Raw genomic sequence first — 16,975 nt, 5'->3', positions numbered from 1 at the left:
AGATAAAAGGAGATTTTAAAGATGACAGTATCATTTGTACGGATTGACGACCGCATGATCCACGGTCAAACAGTCACTCGCTGGGCCAAGGAATACCCTTGTGATGGCCTGATTGCAGTAAATAATGCTGCAGCAGGAAACAAGGTTTTGATTCAGGCCTACAAGGGAGCTTCTGACAAGAAGACTTTTGTTTGGACCAAGGAAGCCTTCAAGGAAAAATCAGGCAAGGTCACAGAGTCAGACAGCCGCTATTTCCTCATTACGAAAAATCCTGTGGACATGAAAGAAATCCTAGTGGACCAAGGCTTTGTACCTGGTGATGTTAAGGAAATCATCATTGGCCCTGCTAATGACCGTCCTGGAGCTATTAAGCTGGGGAATAACCAGTCCATTACCCAGGAAGAGGCAGAAGCGATTGAGGCGATAGAAAAAGCAGGCTACAAAGTCAAATTCCAGCTCCTACCAGATGTTTCCATCGGTTATTGGAGCGATTTCAAGTCTAAATTTGGTTTTTAATTATAATAATGAAAAGGAGAGTCTATTATGACAATTTCTTGGCTGCAAGCCGCTTTACTGGGTCTTTTCGCTAGTTTAGCTTCTATGCCTGGTATGGGTGGTACTAGTATTGGTAACTACACTTTGGGACGTCCTCTGGTCGGAGGCTTGATTAGCGGGCTGATTCTCGGAGACTTAACAACAGGGATTATGGTTGGGGTAGCCCTTCAGGTTCTCTACATCGCTCTGGTAACACCAGGTGGTACAGTTTCTGCTGACGTGCGGGCGATTTCTTACATTGGGATTCCTCTCGCAATCTTATTTGTTCATTCTAAAGGAATCACGTCTGAATCTGCTATTGCTGCAGCAGCTGCACCAATCGGAGCAGCAGTTGGTACTATCGGTACAGTTCTCTTCTATGGAACAGCCACTACAAACCTGCTATGGCAGCACATTGGCTGGAAAGCCGTTGAAAAAGGCGAATTTAAAAAGCTTTACGCTGTTGACTGGGTTTATCCTTGGATTTCCCACTTTGTCTTCTCTTTCCTTCCAACAATGCTTATCACTAAGTTTGGCCCCGATATGGTTGAGCTGATGAAGACCCACCTGCCAATGGATGGCTTCATCATGAAATCCCTCTTTACAGTCGGAGCTCTTCTCCCATGTGTAGGTATTGCCATTCTCTTGAAACAAATCGTTACCAAGGCTGCTGACTTTATCCCATTCTTTGTGGGCTTCACCTTGGCTAAGTCACTTGGTCTTAATTTGGTTGCCAGTGCAGTTGTTTCACTGATTTTTGCAGTAATTTACTATGAATTGGAAGTAATCAAATCAGCTCGTGTGACCGCGCCGGCTGGTGGGGCTGACTTTGATGACGATGAGGAGGATATCTAAGATGGCTGAAAGAAAGAAAATAACTAAAAAGACTTTAGCGAAATCATTCCACCATTGGTACTATGGTCATTTGACTTGCTTCTCTCAAGAGCATATGCAGACTTTTGGTTACTTGACCTCTATGCTACCAATCGTGGAAGAACTCTACAAAGACAAAGCAGAGCAGAAAGAAGCTATGCAGACCTATACGGCTTTCTTCAACACAGAACCTCAGCTCGGAGCTTTGGTAGTGGGGATTACAGCTGGTTTGGAAGAAGCGCGTGCCAATGGAGACGCTGTTGACGGCGAAACTATCAATGGTATGCGTGCCGGTCTCATGGGACCTATCGCAGGTATCGGTGATTCATTGGTTGTCGGAACCCTAATCCCAGTTCTGCTGGGGATTGCCCTTGGCCTCTCAAAAGGCGGAAATCCTATCGGGGCTCTCTTCTACATCCTTGTATGGAATGTTCTCATCTATGGCGGTATGCGCTTTGCCTACTTCAAAGGCTATGAATTAGGGGACAAGGCGGTTGAATTCCTTGTAGGACCTAAAGGACAGGCGCTTCGTAAGGCAATCAGTGTCATTGGTGGTATGGTTATCGGGGCAGTTGCTGCAACTTGGGTATCTGTAACGACTTCATTAGAGCTGAAAAATGCTGATGGCGAAGCCTTCTTGAAGCTACAAGAAAAGATTGACGGTGTTTATCCAGGTCTCTTAACAGCTGGCTTTATCACCCTTTGCTGGTGGCTGATGGCCAAGAAAAAAGTATCACCAAACCTTGTTATGCTCCTCTTGGTTGTCATTGCTTTGATTGGTGTAGCACTGGGCATCTTTGATCCTCAACTGAAATACTAATTCCTACTCAAGTTTCAGACTGGCAGTAAGTCCGATATGCTGCTAGTCTAGTATCAATTTGTTTGACTTAAATAAAGAATGGAGAAAATCATGACAGAACAAGAATTGATTCAAGGTTATGAAACAGAAATTCACTACCAGAAGCATATGATTGAAAATCTAGGACGCTGGTTTACTCTCTTCTTTGTCATTGCCAGTATCGGTCTTGTTCTGATTTACTTCTTTCATGAGACTAATCTATTAGCACTGATTGCAGGAATTGTCCTAGCCCTTCTGGGTGTCTTAGCCATGCTCTTGTTTGGTTATGGCATCTACAGAGGACGGCTCAATCTGCAAAAGGTGATCAATGATTTTGAAGCAAAACTAAAACTTGCAAGATAGACATTTAACCTAGAGAACACAATCCTAAGTGAAAAAATCACTTGGGATTTTTTGAATCAAGAAAATAGTTCTCTTGGAAACTTTTTCTTGACATCTCTTTTCAAAGTGATAAAATAGTTCTCATGGAAACTTATTTAGTTCCTAGGAGAACTAAATGTGATGGTTAGAAAGGAGTTAGTATGGATAAACCGATGTTAGTCTTTAAGCGGTTTGGTCATCAGATTCACCTCATGGTGCAGAAGGAAGCCAAACGTTGTGGCATTGAATTTATGGGTGGACCCCAAGGTCAGGTTGTACGTTTTTTGGATAGCCGTGAGGAAAACCAAGACTTGGTCTTGATTAAAGATATTGAGAAGGAACTCAATATTAGCAAGTCTGTTGCTAGTAACTTGGTCAAGCGTATGGTGCAAAATGGTTTGGTAGAATTGGAGGCGAGTCCTAGCGATAAGCGGGCTAAGTTTGTTCGTCTGACGGAAAAATCGCGTTCTCAAATGCAAGAGATCAAGGCCTTTTTTAAACGCATAGACAAGCAGTTGATGGAAGGCATTGATGAAGATGAATTACTGATTTTTGAGAAAGTTCTCGGTCAACTACAGGAAAATATCAAGGGAATAGGAGGAGAGAATGAAGAAATTAGCCAAACGAATTAGTGGAAAAGAATGGGGGATGATTTTACTAGCCATTCTCTTTACCTGCTTTTCGGTTTATCTAGAGTTGGAAGTGCCGACCTATATCTCTAAAATCACTGATTTACTAGGAACTCAGGGAACCAACTTGGATGAGTTATGGCAGCCGGCAAGCATGATGGTGGGAATGTCCTTTCTAGCTTTCTTATCCGCAGTTGCAGTTGGATTTTTTGCTTCCCGAGTGGCTGCTTCTTATACTAGTAGGCTGAGAAGTGATATTTTTAACCGAGTTTTAGACTACTCGCAGACAGAGATTAAGAAATTCTCTATTCCTAGTCTCTTGACGCGTACGACCAATGATATTACTCAGGTTCAGATGTTGATTACCATGGGTTTGCAAGTGGTTACGCGTGGTCCGATTATGGCTATCTGGGCTATTGGGAAGATTTTAGGCCATTCAGAATACTGGCTCTGGGCCGTACTTGTGGCAGTGATTGTCAACGTCCTGATGACAACTGTTTTGATGACGCTAGCCTTTCCAAAACAGTCCTTGATTCAAAGTCTGACTGATAAATTGAACAGTATCACTCGTGAAAGTTTAACAGGTATTCGTGTTGTTCGTGCCTACAATGCTGAAGAATACCAAAATGAAAAATTTGCATCAGCAAATGATGAATTGACACGCTTGAATTTGTTTGTCAACCGTCTTATGGCTATTTTGAACCCTATCATGATGGGGATTTCAAGTGGTTTGAGTGTGGCGATTTACTGGATTGGGGCCTATGTGATTAACGACGCTGCTCCGATAGCGCGTCTGCCTCTCTTTAGTGACATGATTGTTTTCATGTCTTATGCCATGCAGGTTGTCATGGGCTTCCTTCTCATGGGGGCGCTCTTCATCGTTCTTCCCCGAACCATGGTCTCTGCTAAGCGGATTAATCAGGTTTTAGATTTGCATTCTTCTATCCAAAATCCTGCTCAAGTGCAGTTGGCTGATGAAAACCTCAAAGGTCAGGTCGAATTTAAGGATGTGACCTTCCGCTATGCGGCAAATTCGGAGGCGGTTATTGAGAATATTAGCTTTAAAGCAGAAGCGGGTCAAACAGTGGCCTTTATTGGGTCAACTGGTTCTGGTAAATCAACTCTGGTCAATCTGATTCCACGTTTCTACGACGTGTCAGCAGGAGAAATTCTGGTAGATGGTGTCAATGTTCAAGACTATGACTTGAAAGATTTGCGCAACAAGGTTGGGTATATTCCACAAAAAGCTGTACTCTTTTCAGGTGATGTCAAGGGCAATCTAGACTTTGGACACAGTCAAGAAACACCGCTTAATGAACAAGCTATGTGGCAAGCCTTAGAATTGGCCCAGTCTAAGAACTTTATCGAAGACAAGGAAGCGGGCTTAGAGTCAGAAGTAGCCCAAGGAGGAACCAACTTCTCAGGTGGACAAAGACAGCGTCTGGCTATTGCTCGTGCCTTGGCTCGGAAGCCAGAAATCCTCATCTTTGATGACTCCTTCTCAGCCTTGGATTACAAGACAGACCGTGTCCTACGCCAAGAGCTAGCAGAGAAAACAAAATCTATGACCAAGCTTATCGTCGCACAGCGTATTTCAACGATTATGGATGCAGATTTGATTTTGGTATTGGATCAAGGTAAAGTCGTGGGACAAGGCACCCACAAGGAACTTCTAGCTAATAACGAAGTTTACCAAGAAATTGCCTATTCACAACTATCGAAGGAGGAATTGGAACATGGAAAATAAGAGAATGTCTCTTTGGAAACAGAGTAAACCCTATCTTGCAGGCCTCCAGTTTGCCCTTCTAATCGCCTTTCTAGCAACAATCTTATCCAATATCATTACTGTATATGGTCCAACCCGTATCAAGGAAATGACCAATATTATTGCAAGTGGGCTAGAAACAAGTGTGGATGTCGCTGCGGTTGCAGCCATTGGTAGTTTTTTGGCCGTCATCTATGTGATTGGACTTCTATCAAATTATTTGCAGGCCTTTCTGTTTACAACAGCCATTCAACGTTTTTCAGAGCGTCTGAGAAGAGCGATTGCAGAGAAAATTAATCGTCTTCCATTAGGATATTTTGATGGACATTCTCAAGGAGATACCTTGTCTCGTGTGACTAATGACGTTGACACTGCAGCCCAGTCCCTCAATCAAAGTCTGGGGACGGTTCTTTCATCTACTTTACTGGTCATTGCAGTCTTGGTGACCATGTTTGGGATGAACTGGATTTTAGCCTTAGTGACGGTTGTTTCAACTCTTATTGGTTTTGCTTTCGTGTCCGTCTTTATGGGCAAATCGCAGGGCTTCTTTAAGAGTCAACAACAGGATTTGGCAGCTGTCAATGGCTATGTGGAGGAAATGTACTCTGGCCATAATGTGGTGACCAGTTACAATGCTATCGAGAGCACAAAAGAAGAATTTGCGACCTTAAACCATCGTCTGTATAACAGTATCTGGAAATCTCAGTTTATTTCAGGGATTATGATGCCGATCATGATGTTCATTGGGAACTTTAGCTATGCCTTAGTGATTATCGTTGGTGCAGCCTTGGCCTTGAATGGGCAGATTAGTATTGGGATTATCGTTGCCTTTATGGCCTACGTTCGTATCTTTTCTCAGCCCCTTTCGCAAATTGCTCAAGGGATTACTAGTTTGCAGCAGGCTAGCGCAGCCATGGGTCGTGTCTTCGAATTCTTAGGTGAAGAGGAAATGGAAGATGAATCTCATAAAGAAAGACAATTGAGCGACATGAAAGGTCAAGTGGTCTTTGATCGAGTTTCCTTTGGTTACACACCAGAGAGAACCATTATTCATGACTTTTCTGCGACCGCTCATGCAGGTCAAAAGGTTGCCATTGTCGGGCCTACTGGAGCTGGTAAGACAACTATTGTCAATCTTTTGATGAAGTTTTATGAGATTGATAAGGGAAGTATCCGTATTGATGGTGTGGATACCAAGGAGATGAAGCGTTCGGAAGTACACGATGCCTTTTCAATGGTTTTGCAGGACACTTGGCTCTTTGAAGGGACTATTCGAGACAATCTTATCTATAACCAAACAGGTATTAGTGATGAGCGCGTGATTGAAGCCAGCAAGGCTGTTGGGATTCACCACTTTATCATGACTCTACCAGATGGTTACGATACCGTCTTAGATGATACAGTGACCTTGTCTGTCGGTCAAAAACAACTCTTGACCATTGCTCGTGCTTTGCTGAAAGATGCGCCGCTCCTAATCCTAGATGAGGCGACCTCTTCTGTTGATACCCGTACAGAGGAATTGATTCAGAAAGCTATGGATCGTTTGATGGAGGGCAGAACTTCCTTTGTCATCGCCCACCGCTTGTCTACTATCCGAAATGCTGATCTTATCCTCGTCATGAAAGATGGCAATATCATCGAGCAAGGCAATCATGATGAGCTAATGGCGCAAGCTGGTTTCTACGCTGACCTCTACAACAGTCAATTTACAGAAGACGAAGCAGAAGAATAAACCTAAAGAAGGCTTGACGGCCTTCTTTTTCTGCACTATACTAGAAGACAAGTGCTTCCCTATAAGCAAAATTTGAGTAAGTGATGAGAAAATATATGAAAAATTATCAAGAATGGTATGGCCACGTTGCTGCTAACATTAAAAATAAGCCCTTTCTTCTGAGCTTGTTAAGAACTTTCAATCGGTTCATGACGGCAGTTATGCCTATGATTTATCTAACCTTGTTAGCCACTACCTACTTCCAAGAAGGACTTGGTAAACAGGTCTTGATCTATGTGTGTATCCCTGCATCAGGCTTTGTGATTTTGTCCTTTCTTCGTAAGAAAATCAATACCCCTAGGCCTTATGAGGAATGGACTGTTAAACCCTTGCTTGACAGAGATAGTCCTGGTCAGTCAATGCCCAGTCGTCATGTCTTTTCAGCAACCATTATCTCCATGGCTTGCTTACATGCTAGTTTATCTGTAGGGGTTATCTCGTTGGTCTTGTCAGCCCTCCTCGGTCTCGTGAGAGTCTTAGGTGGAGTGCATTTTCCCAAGGATGTAGTGGTTGGTTATATTTGTGGTCTTGCGTGGGGTGTGCTTTTCTTTCTATTTTGAATTGTAAGTTAAGCTGGTCCTACAACCACTTACGGGTCTAAAGTAACCACTTGCTTTTTTGCTCTTGTTTTCTTATTTTGGCTTTGATATAGTAGAGTCAGAAAGGAGATGGAATGAAGTTACGAATCGAAATTGACAGCAATTTAGAGGAAACTGAAATTGTCATCAAGGCAGCGGCTTTGACAGATGAGATTGCGGATTTACAGCGCCTCTTGCAAGAATCCAAGTCTCCTCGGTTGATTTTTTACAAGGGGACGGGTGAATATTATCTGGACTTGTCGGAAATTCTTTTCTTTGAAACAGAGGGGAACAAGATTTACGCCCATACCCAGAAAGATGCCTACGAGGTTCGACTTAAACTCTATGAGTTAGAGTCTATCCTGCCCCGTTATTTCAGTCGAGTATCCAAGTCGACCATTGCTAATATTCGGCAAGTTTACTCGGTTGACAAGTCCTTTTCAGGAACGGGCACCATTTCCTTTTATCAAACCCACAAGGAGGTTCATGTCTCACGGCATTACCAATCCCTCCTAAAAGAAAATCTAAGAAACATGAGGTAAGAACATGAAAAAGAAAGCATTTGGTATTGTGTTGCTAGTATTGGCAGCTTTAATATTATTACAAGGAAATTTTGGAATCCCTTCATTCGGTGGGCAAATTTGGCCCTTGCTTGGTATTGCATTTTTTGCCTATCAATCAGTTGGAGCTTTGTTGCGTCGTCACTTAACTTCAGCCTCTTTTACAGCTCTAGTAGCCTTAATGATTGCTAACCACTTTTATGGCATTTTACCAATTCCTAATCAGTCATTGTTCTGGGCAAGTATTTTAATCGTAATGGGTGTCAGCGCACTCACTCATTCTAACAGAACTTGGAATGGGAAAAAATGGTGGTATGACGGTGAAAAGACCATTCTTACAGATAAGGAAGTTGCTTTTGGGACTGGGACTTTCTACAAGCAAGAGCAAGAATTGGTAGAAGATCAAGTAGAAGTTGGTTTTGGCAATGCCAAGATATATTATGACAATGCAGAGATTTTAGGAGATACCGCAACTCTGAAAGTGGAAGTTGGTTTTGGCAATGCAGTTATCTATGTTCCCCAACATTGGGGAGTTGATTTAAAGGTAGAAACTTTCTGTGGCGTAGCTAAGGCAGATACTCCTCTAGTCCCAACCAGCAAAACCTTGATTATCCGTGGAGATGTGGCTTTTGGGAAGTTGGGAATTGTCTACGTTAAATAAAAAAATCTTCCAATTCCCTTGCAAAAATGAAGAAAGTGTGATAACATAGTACGGTATGTGGTGCTAGCACATCCGCTATATTAGATCTAATAGGAGGAAAACACAATGGCTAAAGTATGTTACTTTACAGGTCGTAAGACTGTATCAGGAAACAACCGTTCACACGCGATGAACCAAACAAAACGTGCCGTAAAACCAAACCTTCAAAAAGTTACTGTTCTTATCGATGGTAAACCTAAAAAAGTTTGGGCTTCAGCTCGTGCTTTGAAATCAGGTAAAGTTGAACGCGTTTAATAATAAAAGTGAGGAGACCTTAGGGTCTTTTTTCTTTTACTGTAGATATAAAATCATTTGAAAAATAGAGTAAATATCCGCTGATACAGTATTCTGCTTTTACACTTGGGCTGAAATATGATAAAATAGAGTATCAACTAGTTGAGGTAAAAAGGATGACTGTAAAAATTAATACAAAAGATGGTCAAATCGAACTAACAGATGAAGTGATTGCAACCGTCGTAGGTGGAGCAGCAACTGAGATTTTTGGTGTGGTCGGTATGGCTAGTAAAAATGCCCTCAAAGATAATTTCCAAGCCCTTCTAGGTAAGGAAAATTATTCCAAAGGTGTCGTCGTAAAAGCGGCCGAAGATGGCAGTATTGCAGTTGATGTATATACCGTGTTGAGCTACGGAACAAAGATTAGCGAAGTGTCAAAAAACATTCAAGAGCGTGTTCGTTTTAGTTTGGAAAACCAACTTGGAATTACTGCTCAGACTGTAAATGTCTACATTCAAAATATCAAAGTTGTAGGAGAATAACCGTGTCAAAAATTACTACTAGCTTATTTCAAGAAATGGTGCAGGCTGCATCAACTCGCTTGAATAAGCAAGCTGAATATGTCAATTCATTAAACGTCTTCCCAGTTCCAGATGGAGATACTGGAACAAACATGGGAATGACCATTGAAAATGGAGCTAAAGAAGTTGCAGACAAGCCAGCTTCTACTGTTGGAGAGGTAGCGAGCATTCTTGCCAAAGGTCTTTTGATGGGTGCGCGTGGGAACTCAGGAGTTATTACATCTCAGCTTTTCCGTGGATTTTCACAAGCCATCAAGGATAAAGACGAGTTAACAGGTCAAGACCTGGCCCTTGCCTTCCAATCAGGTGTAGAAGTTGCCTATAAGGCAGTGATGAAACCAGTTGAAGGAACGATTTTGACAGTTTCTCGTGGGGCTGCTATCGGTGCTAAGAAAAAAGCTGAGCAAACAGATGACGCTGTTGAAGTCATGCGCGCAGCCTTGGAAGGTGCTAAAACAGCACTAGCTAAAACGCCAGACATGCTTCCAGTATTGAAAGAAGTTGGCGTTGTGGACTCAGGTGGTCAAGGTCTGGTCTTCATCTATGAAGGTTTCCTTTCAGCCCTTACTGGCGAATATATTGCATCTGAGGACTTTGTAGCGACACCTGCCAACATGAGTGAGATGATCAATGCAGAGCATCATAAGTCTGTGGCTGGTCATGTAGCGACTGAGGACATCACGTTTGGTTATTGTACTGAAATCATGGTAGCCCTTAAGCAAGGTCCAACCTATGCCAAAGATTTTGACTACGACGAATTCCGTAACTACTTGAATGAACTCGGGGATTCTCTCCTTGTTGTCAATGATGATGAAATTGTCAAAGTTCATGTCCATACAGAAGATCCAGGACTTGTTATGCAAGAAGGTCTTAAATATGGTAGCTTGGTCAAGGTAAAAGTTGACAATATGCGTAACCAACACGAAGCGCAGGTTGAGAAAGAAGCTGCTCAAGTTAGCAAGCCTGCTGAAGAAAAAGAGTATGCTTTGATTGCTGTGGTGGCTGGTAAAGGTCTCGCAGATATCTTCCGTTCTCAAGGTGTGGATTATGTTATCGAGGGCGGTCAAACTATGAACCCTTCAACTGAAGACTTTATCAAGGCTGTTGAACAGGTCAACGCTCGTAACATTATCTTTCTACCAAACAACAAAAACATCTTCATGGCAGCTCAATCTGCAGCAGAAGTTTTGGAGCAACCAGCAGTAGTGGTGGAAGCTCGCACTCTTCCCCAAGGTTTGACAAGTCTTCTTGCCTTTGATCCAAGCAAGTCAATCGAAGAAAACCAAGAGCGTATGACTGCTACTCTTAGCGATGTTGTTAGTGGAAGCGTCACAACAGCTGTGCGTGATACAACCATTGATGGCTTAGAAATCCATGAAAACGATAATCTTGGTATGGTTGATGGGAAAATCCTCGTGTCAAACCCTGATATGCATCAAACCTTGACAGAAACCTTGAAACATATGTTGGATGAAGATAGTGAAATTGTAACCTTCTATGTCGGTGAAGATGGAAGCGAAGAACTTGCCAATGAAATTGCTCAAGAAATCGCAGAAGAATTCGAAGACGTTGAAGTCGAGATTCACCAAGGTCAACAACCTGTTTACCCATACCTATTCAGTGTGGAATAAGATTAATGAAGAACTGAGAAATCAGTTCTTTTTTCTTTTTTAGTAAATGAAATCGGTATCTTTTTAATAAAAACAAAAATAACATTCATAAATAAACGTTAAAATAGAAAATTCAGAAAATTTCTTCTTTTCTCTTGAAAAATTTTGAAAAAATGGTATGATAGAAACAAGTTATTTTTAAGAGAAGAGAAAGGGGAACAATGGAGAAAATCAGTTTAGAATCTCCTAAGACGGGGTCGGACCTAGTTTTGGAAACACTTCGTGATTTAGGAATTGATACCATCTTTGGTTATCCTGGTGGTGCGGTCTTGCCTTTTTATGATGCGATATATAATTTTAAAGGCATTCGCCACATTCTAGGACGCCATGAGCAAGGCTGTCTGCATGAAGCTGAAGGTTATGCTAAATCAACTGGAAAGTTGGGTGTTGCCGTCGTCACTAGCGGACCGGGAGCAACAAATGCCATTACAGGAATTGCAGATGCCATGAGCGATAGTGTTCCCCTTTTGGTCTTTACAGGTCAAGTGGCGCGAGCGGGGATTGGGAAGGATGCCTTTCAGGAGGCAGACATCGTGGGAATTACCATGCCAATCACTAAGTACAATTATCAAGTTCGTGAGACAGCTGATATTCCGCGTATCATTACGGAAGCTGTCCATATCGCAACTACAGGTCGACCAGGGCCAGTTGTAATTGACCTACCTAAAGACGTATCTGCTTTAGAAACGGACTTCATCTATTCACCAGAAGTGAACCTACCAAGTTATCAACCGACTCTTGAGCCAAATGATATGCAAATCAAGAAAATCTTGAAGCAATTATCCAAGGCTAAAAAGCCAGTCTTGCTAGCTGGCGGTGGGATTAGTTATGCTGAAGCAGCTGCAGAATTAAATGAATTTGCAGAACGCTATCAAATTCCAGTGGTAACCAGTCTTTTGGGACAAGGAACGATTGCAACGAGTCATCCACTCTTCCTTGGAATGGGAGGCATGCACGGGTCATTCGCAGCTAATATTGCCATGACGGAAGCGGACTTTATGATTAGTATTGGTTGCCGTTTCGATGACCGCTTGACGGGGAATCCTAAGACCTTCGCTAAGAATGCCAAGGTTGCCCACATTGATATTGACCCAGCCGAGATTGGCAAGATTATCAGTGCAGATATTCCTGTAGTTGGAGATGCTAAGAAAGCCTTGCAAATGTTGCTGGCCGAACCAACAGTTCATAACAATACTGAGAAATGGATTGAAAAAGTCACTAAAGACAAGAACCGCGTTCGTTCTTATGATAAGAAAGAGCGTGTAGTTCAACCGCAAGCTGTTATTGAACGAATTGGTGAATTAACTAACGGAGATGCCATTGTGGTAACAGACGTTGGTCAACACCAAATGTGGACAGCTCAGTATTATCCCTACCAAAATGAACGTCAGTTAGTGACTTCAGGTGGTTTGGGAACCATGGGATTTGGAATTCCAGCAGCAATTGGAGCTAAAATTGCTAACCCATATAAGGAAGTAGTCTTGTTTGTTGGGGATGGCGGTTTCCAAATGACTAACCAGGAATTGGCTATTTTGAACATTTACAAGGTGCCAATCAAGGTGGTTATGCTGAACAACCACTCACTTGGAATGGTTCGCCAATGGCAGGAATCCTTCTATGAAGGTAGAACGTCAGAGTCAGTCTTTGATACCCTTCCTGATTTCCAATTGATGGCACAAGCTTATGGCATTAAAAACTATAAGTTTGACAATCCTGAGACCTTGGCTCAAGACCTTGAAGTCATCACTGAGAATGTTCCTATGCTAATCGAGGTAGATATTTCTCGTAAGGAACAGGTGTTACCAATGGTACCAGCTGGTAAGAGTAATCATGAGATGTTGGGGGTGAAGTTCCATGCGTAGAATGTTAACAGCAAAACTACAAAATCGTTCAGGAGTCCTCAATCGCTTTACTGGCGTTCTGTCTCGTCGTCAGGTTAATATCGAAAGTATCTCTGTTGGAGCAACAGAAGATCCGAATGTATCGCGGATCACCATTATTATTGATGTTGCTTCACATGATGAGGTGGAGCAAATTATCAAACAGCTCAATCGTCAGATTGATGTGATTCGCATTCGTGATATTACAGACAAGCCTCATTTGGAGCGCGAGGTGATTTTGGTTAAGATGTCAGCGCCAGCTGAGAAGCGCGCTGAGATTCTAGCGATTATTCAACCTTTCCGTGCAACGGTGGTAGACGTAGCGCCAAGCTCGATTACCATTCAGATGACAGGAAATGCTGAAAAGAGTGAAGCTCTGTTGCGAGTCATTCGACCATACGGTATTCGCAATATTGCTCGAACGGGTGCCACTGGATTTACCCGTGATTAAAAATCCAACTTAAATTTGTTAATCCAGCCTAAAAGGCAATAAATAATAGAAAAGAGAGAAAAAACTATGGCAGTTCAAATGGAATACGAAAAAGATGTTAAAGTAGCAGCACTTGACGGTAAAAAAATTGCCGTTATCGGTTATGGTTCACAAGGACATGCGCATGCGCAAAACTTGCGTGATTCAGGTCGCGATGTCATCATCGGTGTACGTCCAGGTAAATCTTTTGATAAAGCAAAAGAAGATGGATTTGACACTTACACAGTAGCAGAAGCTACTAAATTGGCTGACGTTATCATGATTTTGGCACCAGACGAAATCCAACAAGAATTGTACGAAGCAGAAATCGCTCCAAACTTGGAAGCTGGAAATGCAGTTGGGTTTGCCCATGGCTTCAACATCCACTTTGAATTTATCAAAGTTCCTGCGGATGTAGATGTCTTTATGTGTGCTCCTAAAGGACCAGGACACTTGGTGCGTCGTACTTATGAAGAAGGATTTGGTGTTCCAGCTCTTTACGCAGTATACCAAGATGCAACAGGAAATGCTAAAAACATTGCTATGGACTGGTGTAAAGGTGTTGGAGCAGCTCGTGTAGGTCTTCTTGAAACAACATATAAAGAAGAAACTGAAGAAGATTTGTTTGGTGAACAAGCTGTACTTTGTGGTGGTTTGACTGCCCTTATCGAAGCAGGTTTCGAAGTCTTGACAGAAGCAGGTTACGCTCCAGAATTGGCTTACTTTGAAGTTCTTCACGAAATGAAATTGATCGTTGACTTGATCTACGAAGGTGGATTCAAGAAAATGCGTCAATCTATTTCAAACACTGCTGAATACGGTGACTATGTATCAGGTCCACGTGTAATCACTGAACAAGTTAAAGAAAATATGAAGGCTGTCTTGGCAGACATCCAAAATGGTAAATTTGCAAATGACTTTGTAAATGACTATAAAGCTGGACGTCCAAAATTGACTGCTTACCGTGAACAAGCAGCTAACCTTGAAATTGAAAAAGTTGGTGCAGAATTGCGTAAAGCAATGCCATTCGTTGGTAAAAACGACGATGATGCATTCAAAATCTATAACTAATTGATAGAAAGTAAGGTGAAGGCGAGTTGGGGGACTAACTCGCTTTTATAATCAATTCATCTCTTTTTAAAAGATGGATTACGATAAGTTTGAAATAGTCTAGGAGAAAATGATGTTAAGTTCAAAAGATATAATCAAGGCTCATAAAGTCTTGAACGGTGTGGTTGTGAATACCCCACTGGATTACGACCATTATTTATCGGAGAAGTATGGTGCTAAGATTTATTTGAAAAAGGAAAATGCTCAACGTGTTCGTTCTTTTAAAATTCGTGGTGCCTATTATGCCATTTCGCAGCTCAGCAAGGAAGAGCGTGAGCGTGGGGTAGTCTGTGCCTCTGCGGGGAATCATGCACAGGGAGTTGCCTATACTTGTAATGAAATGAAGATTCCTGCTACTATCTTTATGCCCATTACTACTCCGCAACAAAAAATTGGTCAAGTTCGCTTTTTTGGTGGGGACTTCGTAACTATTAAACTAGTTGGAGATACTTTTGATGCTTCTGCTAAAGCAGCTCAAGAATTTACAGTTTCTGAAAATCGTACCTTTATTGATCCCTTTGATGATGCCCATGTTCAAGCTGGTCAAGGGACAGTTGCTTATGAGATTTTAGAAGAGGCTCGAAAAGAATCGATTGATTTTGATGCTGTTTTGGTCCCTGTTGGCGGCGGTGGTCTCATTGCTGGGGTTTCTACCTATATCAAGGAAACAAGTCCAGAAATTGAAGTCATTGGGGTAGAGGCTAATGGAGCGCGTTCTATGAAGGCTGCCTTTGAAGCTGGTGGGCCTGTCAAACTAAAAGAAATTGACAAATTTGCGGATGGGATTGCTGTTCAAAAGGTAGGTCAGTTGACCTATGAAGCAACTCGTCAACATGTTCAAACTTTGGTAGGTGTCGATGAGGGATTGATTTCTGAAACCTTGATTGACCTCTACTCTAAGCAAGGGATTGTCGCAGAACCTGCTGGAGCTGCTAGTATCGCTTCTTTAGAAGTTTTGGCTGAATATATCAAGGGGAAAACCATTTGTTGTATCATTTCTGGAGGAAATAATGATATCAACCGTATGCCGGAAATGGAAGAGCGTGCCTTGATTTATGATGGGATCAAGCATTACTTTGTGGTTAATTTTCCACAGCGTCCGGGGGCTTTGCGTGAGTTTGTAAATGATATCTTGGGGCCAAATGATGATATCACACGTTTTGAGTATATCAAACGAGCTAGCAAGGGGACAGGCCCAGTATTGATTGGGATTGCCTTGGCAGATAAGCATGATTATGCAGGCTTGATTCGTCGAATGGAAGGTTTTGATCCAGCTTATATTAACTTAAATGGTAACGAAACGCTCTATAATATGCTTGTCTGAGGACTAATAAAAAAATATCATATTATTTGCACAATTGATGTATAGGTGCTATAATGAAGATGAAGAAAGGGGGCGATTCCTATGGACTTAGGAAATCGATTACGCTATTTCTATCATAACTCATTATAGTACCTATGTTTTTTGATTCAGTTTATAGTAAGGGAGTAAAATTACTTGTTATATGTAAGGAGTTTTTTGAAATCTACTATTTTATATATAGCTAATCTGAAATTTGGCTAAATATAATAGGAATTAGAAAAAATAATCAATACTAATGAGAAGCCTTATACTGAGTTAACTGAGAAGAGTGATAAGATACTAAGAAGATAAAAACAGTGGAAAATGTTGGAAGATAGGATACTATTGTTTCCTAACTACTCATCTTTTTATAGGTTTGAAGAAATAAAAAGTAAACTTGATAAAGTAAATAACTGGTACAGTTGACCAAATGATTGAATGCTGGTGCAGACATGAAAAAGTCTAAAAGGAGAAAAATACTCGTTAGAAATGGTTTAGAGCAGAAGATTATTTTGTCAAATTTTTTTGTTTTACAGTGGAATAAATAATATGAAATAAGATTAGAATATGTCTAGATTATCGAGAATCAGCATCTGTCAAATATGAATATTATCACATAAATAAGATTTAATAATACAGTTGTTTTAAAGAACTATAAAAATTGTTTTCGACAATGAAAAACCTATATATTATAAGCTTTAATAAGATAGCAAGTAAAAATAAGGGCGTTTATTTTATTGAATATATGTTTTTTTATTGACAAAAAGCATAAAAGCGTATACAATTAAATATCGTAAATAAGAAAATAGGAGAAAGACATGGCTAAGTCAAACTTTGAAAAAGTAGAATCAGTTGTTGGCTGGGTTCGTGATAAGAAAATCACAGGCTACCGTATCTCTAAAGAAACGAATGCTCGTGAAATGTCTATCATTGCTCTAGCGCAGGGGCGTGCAAAAGTTAAAAATATTTCGTTTGAAACGGCTCTAGGTTTAATTGATTTCTATGATAAAAATCATGAAAAATTTGAAGATTAATCTTTGGATAATGGTGGATTCTTGAA

The 16,975-nt window shown here is 41.3% G+C and carries 18 protein-coding genes; all 18 read left to right on the top strand.

Annotated elements, in window-relative coordinates; translation table 11 throughout:
• The first annotated feature begins 21 nt into the window (after positions 1-21).
• The 18 genes from B7700_RS07860 (at position 22) to B7700_RS07775 (ending at position 16,949) form a co-directional block, all read left to right on the top strand.
• Positions 22-516 (top strand): PTS sugar transporter subunit IIB, encoded by a 495-nt coding sequence (locus B7700_RS07860; protein WP_004193690.1) that lies wholly within the window; start codon positions 22-24, stop codon positions 514-516.
• A 27-nt stretch (positions 517-543) separates the two neighbouring features.
• The gene (locus tag B7700_RS07855) at positions 544-1,389 is read left to right on the top strand and encodes a PTS mannose/fructose/sorbose/N-acetylgalactosamine transporter subunit IIC (protein ID WP_049501833.1); all 846 of its coding nucleotides are present in this window, start codon (positions 544-546) and stop codon (positions 1,387-1,389) included.
• The gene (locus tag B7700_RS07850) at positions 1,373-2,227 is read left to right on the top strand and encodes a PTS system mannose/fructose/sorbose family transporter subunit IID (protein ID WP_002896727.1); all 855 of its coding nucleotides are present in this window, start codon (positions 1,373-1,375) and stop codon (positions 2,225-2,227) included. The genes B7700_RS07855 and B7700_RS07850 overlap by 17 nt, the downstream gene beginning before the upstream one ends.
• Positions 2,228-2,317: 90 nt before the next feature.
• A complete protein-coding gene (locus tag B7700_RS07845) occupies positions 2,318-2,608 on the top strand; it encodes a hypothetical protein (RefSeq protein WP_004256757.1) in 291 nt (96 codons plus the stop codon).
• Between the two features lie 179 nt (positions 2,609-2,787).
• Positions 2,788-3,258, top strand: coding sequence for a MarR family winged helix-turn-helix transcriptional regulator (locus B7700_RS07840; RefSeq protein WP_084888220.1), 471 nt, complete (start codon positions 2,788-2,790; stop codon positions 3,256-3,258).
• Positions 3,233-5,002, top strand: a complete 1,770-nt coding sequence (locus B7700_RS07835; protein ID WP_084888218.1) for an ABC transporter ATP-binding protein — start codon at positions 3,233-3,235, stop codon at positions 5,000-5,002. The genes B7700_RS07840 and B7700_RS07835 overlap by 26 nt, the downstream gene beginning before the upstream one ends.
• Positions 4,992-6,752: an ABC transporter ATP-binding protein gene (locus B7700_RS07830; RefSeq protein ID WP_084888216.1), complete on the top strand. Its 1,761-nt coding sequence runs from the start codon at positions 4,992-4,994 to the stop codon at positions 6,750-6,752. The genes B7700_RS07835 and B7700_RS07830 overlap by 11 nt, the downstream gene beginning before the upstream one ends.
• Positions 6,753-6,847: 95 nt before the next feature.
• Positions 6,848-7,351, top strand: a complete 504-nt coding sequence (locus B7700_RS07825) for a phosphatase PAP2 family protein (RefSeq protein ID WP_185757713.1) — start codon at positions 6,848-6,850, stop codon at positions 7,349-7,351.
• A gap of 113 nt (positions 7,352-7,464) precedes the next feature.
• Positions 7,465-7,911: a LytTR family DNA-binding domain-containing protein gene (locus B7700_RS07820; protein WP_020901878.1), complete on the top strand. Its 447-nt coding sequence runs from the start codon at positions 7,465-7,467 to the stop codon at positions 7,909-7,911.
• 4 nt (positions 7,912-7,915) lie between these two features.
• The gene (locus B7700_RS07815) at positions 7,916-8,590 is read left to right on the top strand and encodes a LiaF transmembrane domain-containing protein (RefSeq protein WP_049546725.1); all 675 of its coding nucleotides are present in this window, start codon (positions 7,916-7,918) and stop codon (positions 8,588-8,590) included.
• 105 nt (positions 8,591-8,695) lie between these two features.
• Positions 8,696-8,884 (top strand): 50S ribosomal protein L28, encoded by a 189-nt coding sequence (gene rpmB / locus B7700_RS07810; protein WP_001140948.1) that lies wholly within the window; start codon positions 8,696-8,698, stop codon positions 8,882-8,884.
• 155 nt (positions 8,885-9,039) lie between these two features.
• Positions 9,040-9,405: an Asp23/Gls24 family envelope stress response protein gene (locus tag B7700_RS07805; protein WP_000216437.1), complete on the top strand. Its 366-nt coding sequence runs from the start codon at positions 9,040-9,042 to the stop codon at positions 9,403-9,405.
• A 2-nt stretch (positions 9,406-9,407) separates the two neighbouring features.
• Positions 9,408-11,075 carry a DAK2 domain-containing protein gene (locus tag B7700_RS07800; protein WP_084888212.1) on the top strand — a complete coding sequence of 556 codons (1,668 nt, stop codon included), beginning with the start codon at positions 9,408-9,410 and terminating at the stop codon, positions 11,073-11,075.
• A 200-nt stretch (positions 11,076-11,275) separates the two neighbouring features.
• Entirely contained in the window at positions 11,276-12,976 is a 1,701-nt protein-coding gene (locus B7700_RS07795; protein ID WP_084888210.1) for an acetolactate synthase large subunit, read from the top strand.
• On the top strand, positions 12,969-13,445 hold the full coding sequence (gene ilvN / locus B7700_RS07790) for an acetolactate synthase small subunit (protein ID WP_001253803.1): 477 nt from the start codon (positions 12,969-12,971) through the stop codon (positions 13,443-13,445). The genes B7700_RS07795 and ilvN overlap by 8 nt, the downstream gene beginning before the upstream one ends.
• A 66-nt stretch (positions 13,446-13,511) precedes the next feature.
• On the top strand, positions 13,512-14,534 hold the full coding sequence (ilvC, locus tag B7700_RS07785) for a ketol-acid reductoisomerase (RefSeq protein WP_000290683.1): 1,023 nt from the start codon (positions 13,512-13,514) through the stop codon (positions 14,532-14,534).
• A gap of 112 nt (positions 14,535-14,646) precedes the next feature.
• Positions 14,647-15,897, top strand: coding sequence for a threonine ammonia-lyase IlvA (gene ilvA / locus B7700_RS07780; RefSeq protein WP_000952975.1), 1,251 nt, complete (start codon positions 14,647-14,649; stop codon positions 15,895-15,897).
• An 836-nt stretch (positions 15,898-16,733) separates the two neighbouring features.
• Positions 16,734-16,949, top strand: coding sequence for a capsule biosynthesis transcriptional regulator (locus B7700_RS07775; protein ID WP_001130035.1), 216 nt, complete (start codon positions 16,734-16,736; stop codon positions 16,947-16,949).
• The last annotated feature ends 26 nt before the right edge of the window (positions 16,950-16,975 follow it).

It is taken from the genome of Streptococcus mitis, assembly GCF_002096755.1.
In the GTDB taxonomy this organism is placed as follows: domain Bacteria; phylum Bacillota; class Bacilli; order Lactobacillales; family Streptococcaceae; genus Streptococcus; species Streptococcus mitis_AC.
Note: the sequence above shows the minus strand (reverse complement) of the source record. Positions and strands in the feature narration are given on the sequence as shown.

What these genes read in the sequence shown, in the direction of transcription:
- B7700_RS07845 (WP_004256757.1), top strand. Translation starts at nt 2,318, where the DNA reads ATGACAGAACAAGAATTGATTCAAGGTTATGAAACAGAAATTCACTAC.
- B7700_RS07825 (WP_185757713.1), top strand. Translation starts at nt 6,848, where the DNA reads ATGAAAAATTATCAAGAATGGTATGGCCACGTTGCTGCTAACATTAAA.
- B7700_RS07830 (WP_084888216.1), top strand. Translation starts at nt 4,992, where the DNA reads ATGGAAAATAAGAGAATGTCTCTTTGGAAACAGAGTAAACCCTATCTT.
- ilvC (WP_000290683.1), top strand. Translation starts at nt 13,512, where the DNA reads ATGGCAGTTCAAATGGAATACGAAAAAGATGTTAAAGTAGCAGCACTT.
- ilvN (WP_001253803.1), top strand. Translation starts at nt 12,969, where the DNA reads ATGCGTAGAATGTTAACAGCAAAACTACAAAATCGTTCAGGAGTCCTC.
- B7700_RS07835 (WP_084888218.1), top strand. Translation starts at nt 3,233, where the DNA reads ATGAAGAAATTAGCCAAACGAATTAGTGGAAAAGAATGGGGGATGATT.
- B7700_RS07840 (WP_084888220.1), top strand. Translation starts at nt 2,788, where the DNA reads ATGGATAAACCGATGTTAGTCTTTAAGCGGTTTGGTCATCAGATTCAC.
- B7700_RS07855 (WP_049501833.1), top strand. Translation starts at nt 544, where the DNA reads ATGACAATTTCTTGGCTGCAAGCCGCTTTACTGGGTCTTTTCGCTAGT.
- B7700_RS07805 (WP_000216437.1), top strand. Translation starts at nt 9,040, where the DNA reads ATGACTGTAAAAATTAATACAAAAGATGGTCAAATCGAACTAACAGAT.
- B7700_RS07795 (WP_084888210.1), top strand. Translation starts at nt 11,276, where the DNA reads ATGGAGAAAATCAGTTTAGAATCTCCTAAGACGGGGTCGGACCTAGTT.
- B7700_RS07815 (WP_049546725.1), top strand. Translation starts at nt 7,916, where the DNA reads ATGAAAAAGAAAGCATTTGGTATTGTGTTGCTAGTATTGGCAGCTTTA.
- B7700_RS07820 (WP_020901878.1), top strand. Translation starts at nt 7,465, where the DNA reads ATGAAGTTACGAATCGAAATTGACAGCAATTTAGAGGAAACTGAAATT.
- ilvA (WP_000952975.1), top strand. Translation starts at nt 14,647, where the DNA reads ATGTTAAGTTCAAAAGATATAATCAAGGCTCATAAAGTCTTGAACGGT.
- rpmB (WP_001140948.1), top strand. Translation starts at nt 8,696, where the DNA reads ATGGCTAAAGTATGTTACTTTACAGGTCGTAAGACTGTATCAGGAAAC.
- B7700_RS07860 (WP_004193690.1), top strand. Translation starts at nt 22, where the DNA reads ATGACAGTATCATTTGTACGGATTGACGACCGCATGATCCACGGTCAA.
- B7700_RS07850 (WP_002896727.1), top strand. Translation starts at nt 1,373, where the DNA reads ATGAGGAGGATATCTAAGATGGCTGAAAGAAAGAAAATAACTAAAAAG.
- B7700_RS07775 (WP_001130035.1), top strand. Translation starts at nt 16,734, where the DNA reads ATGGCTAAGTCAAACTTTGAAAAAGTAGAATCAGTTGTTGGCTGGGTT.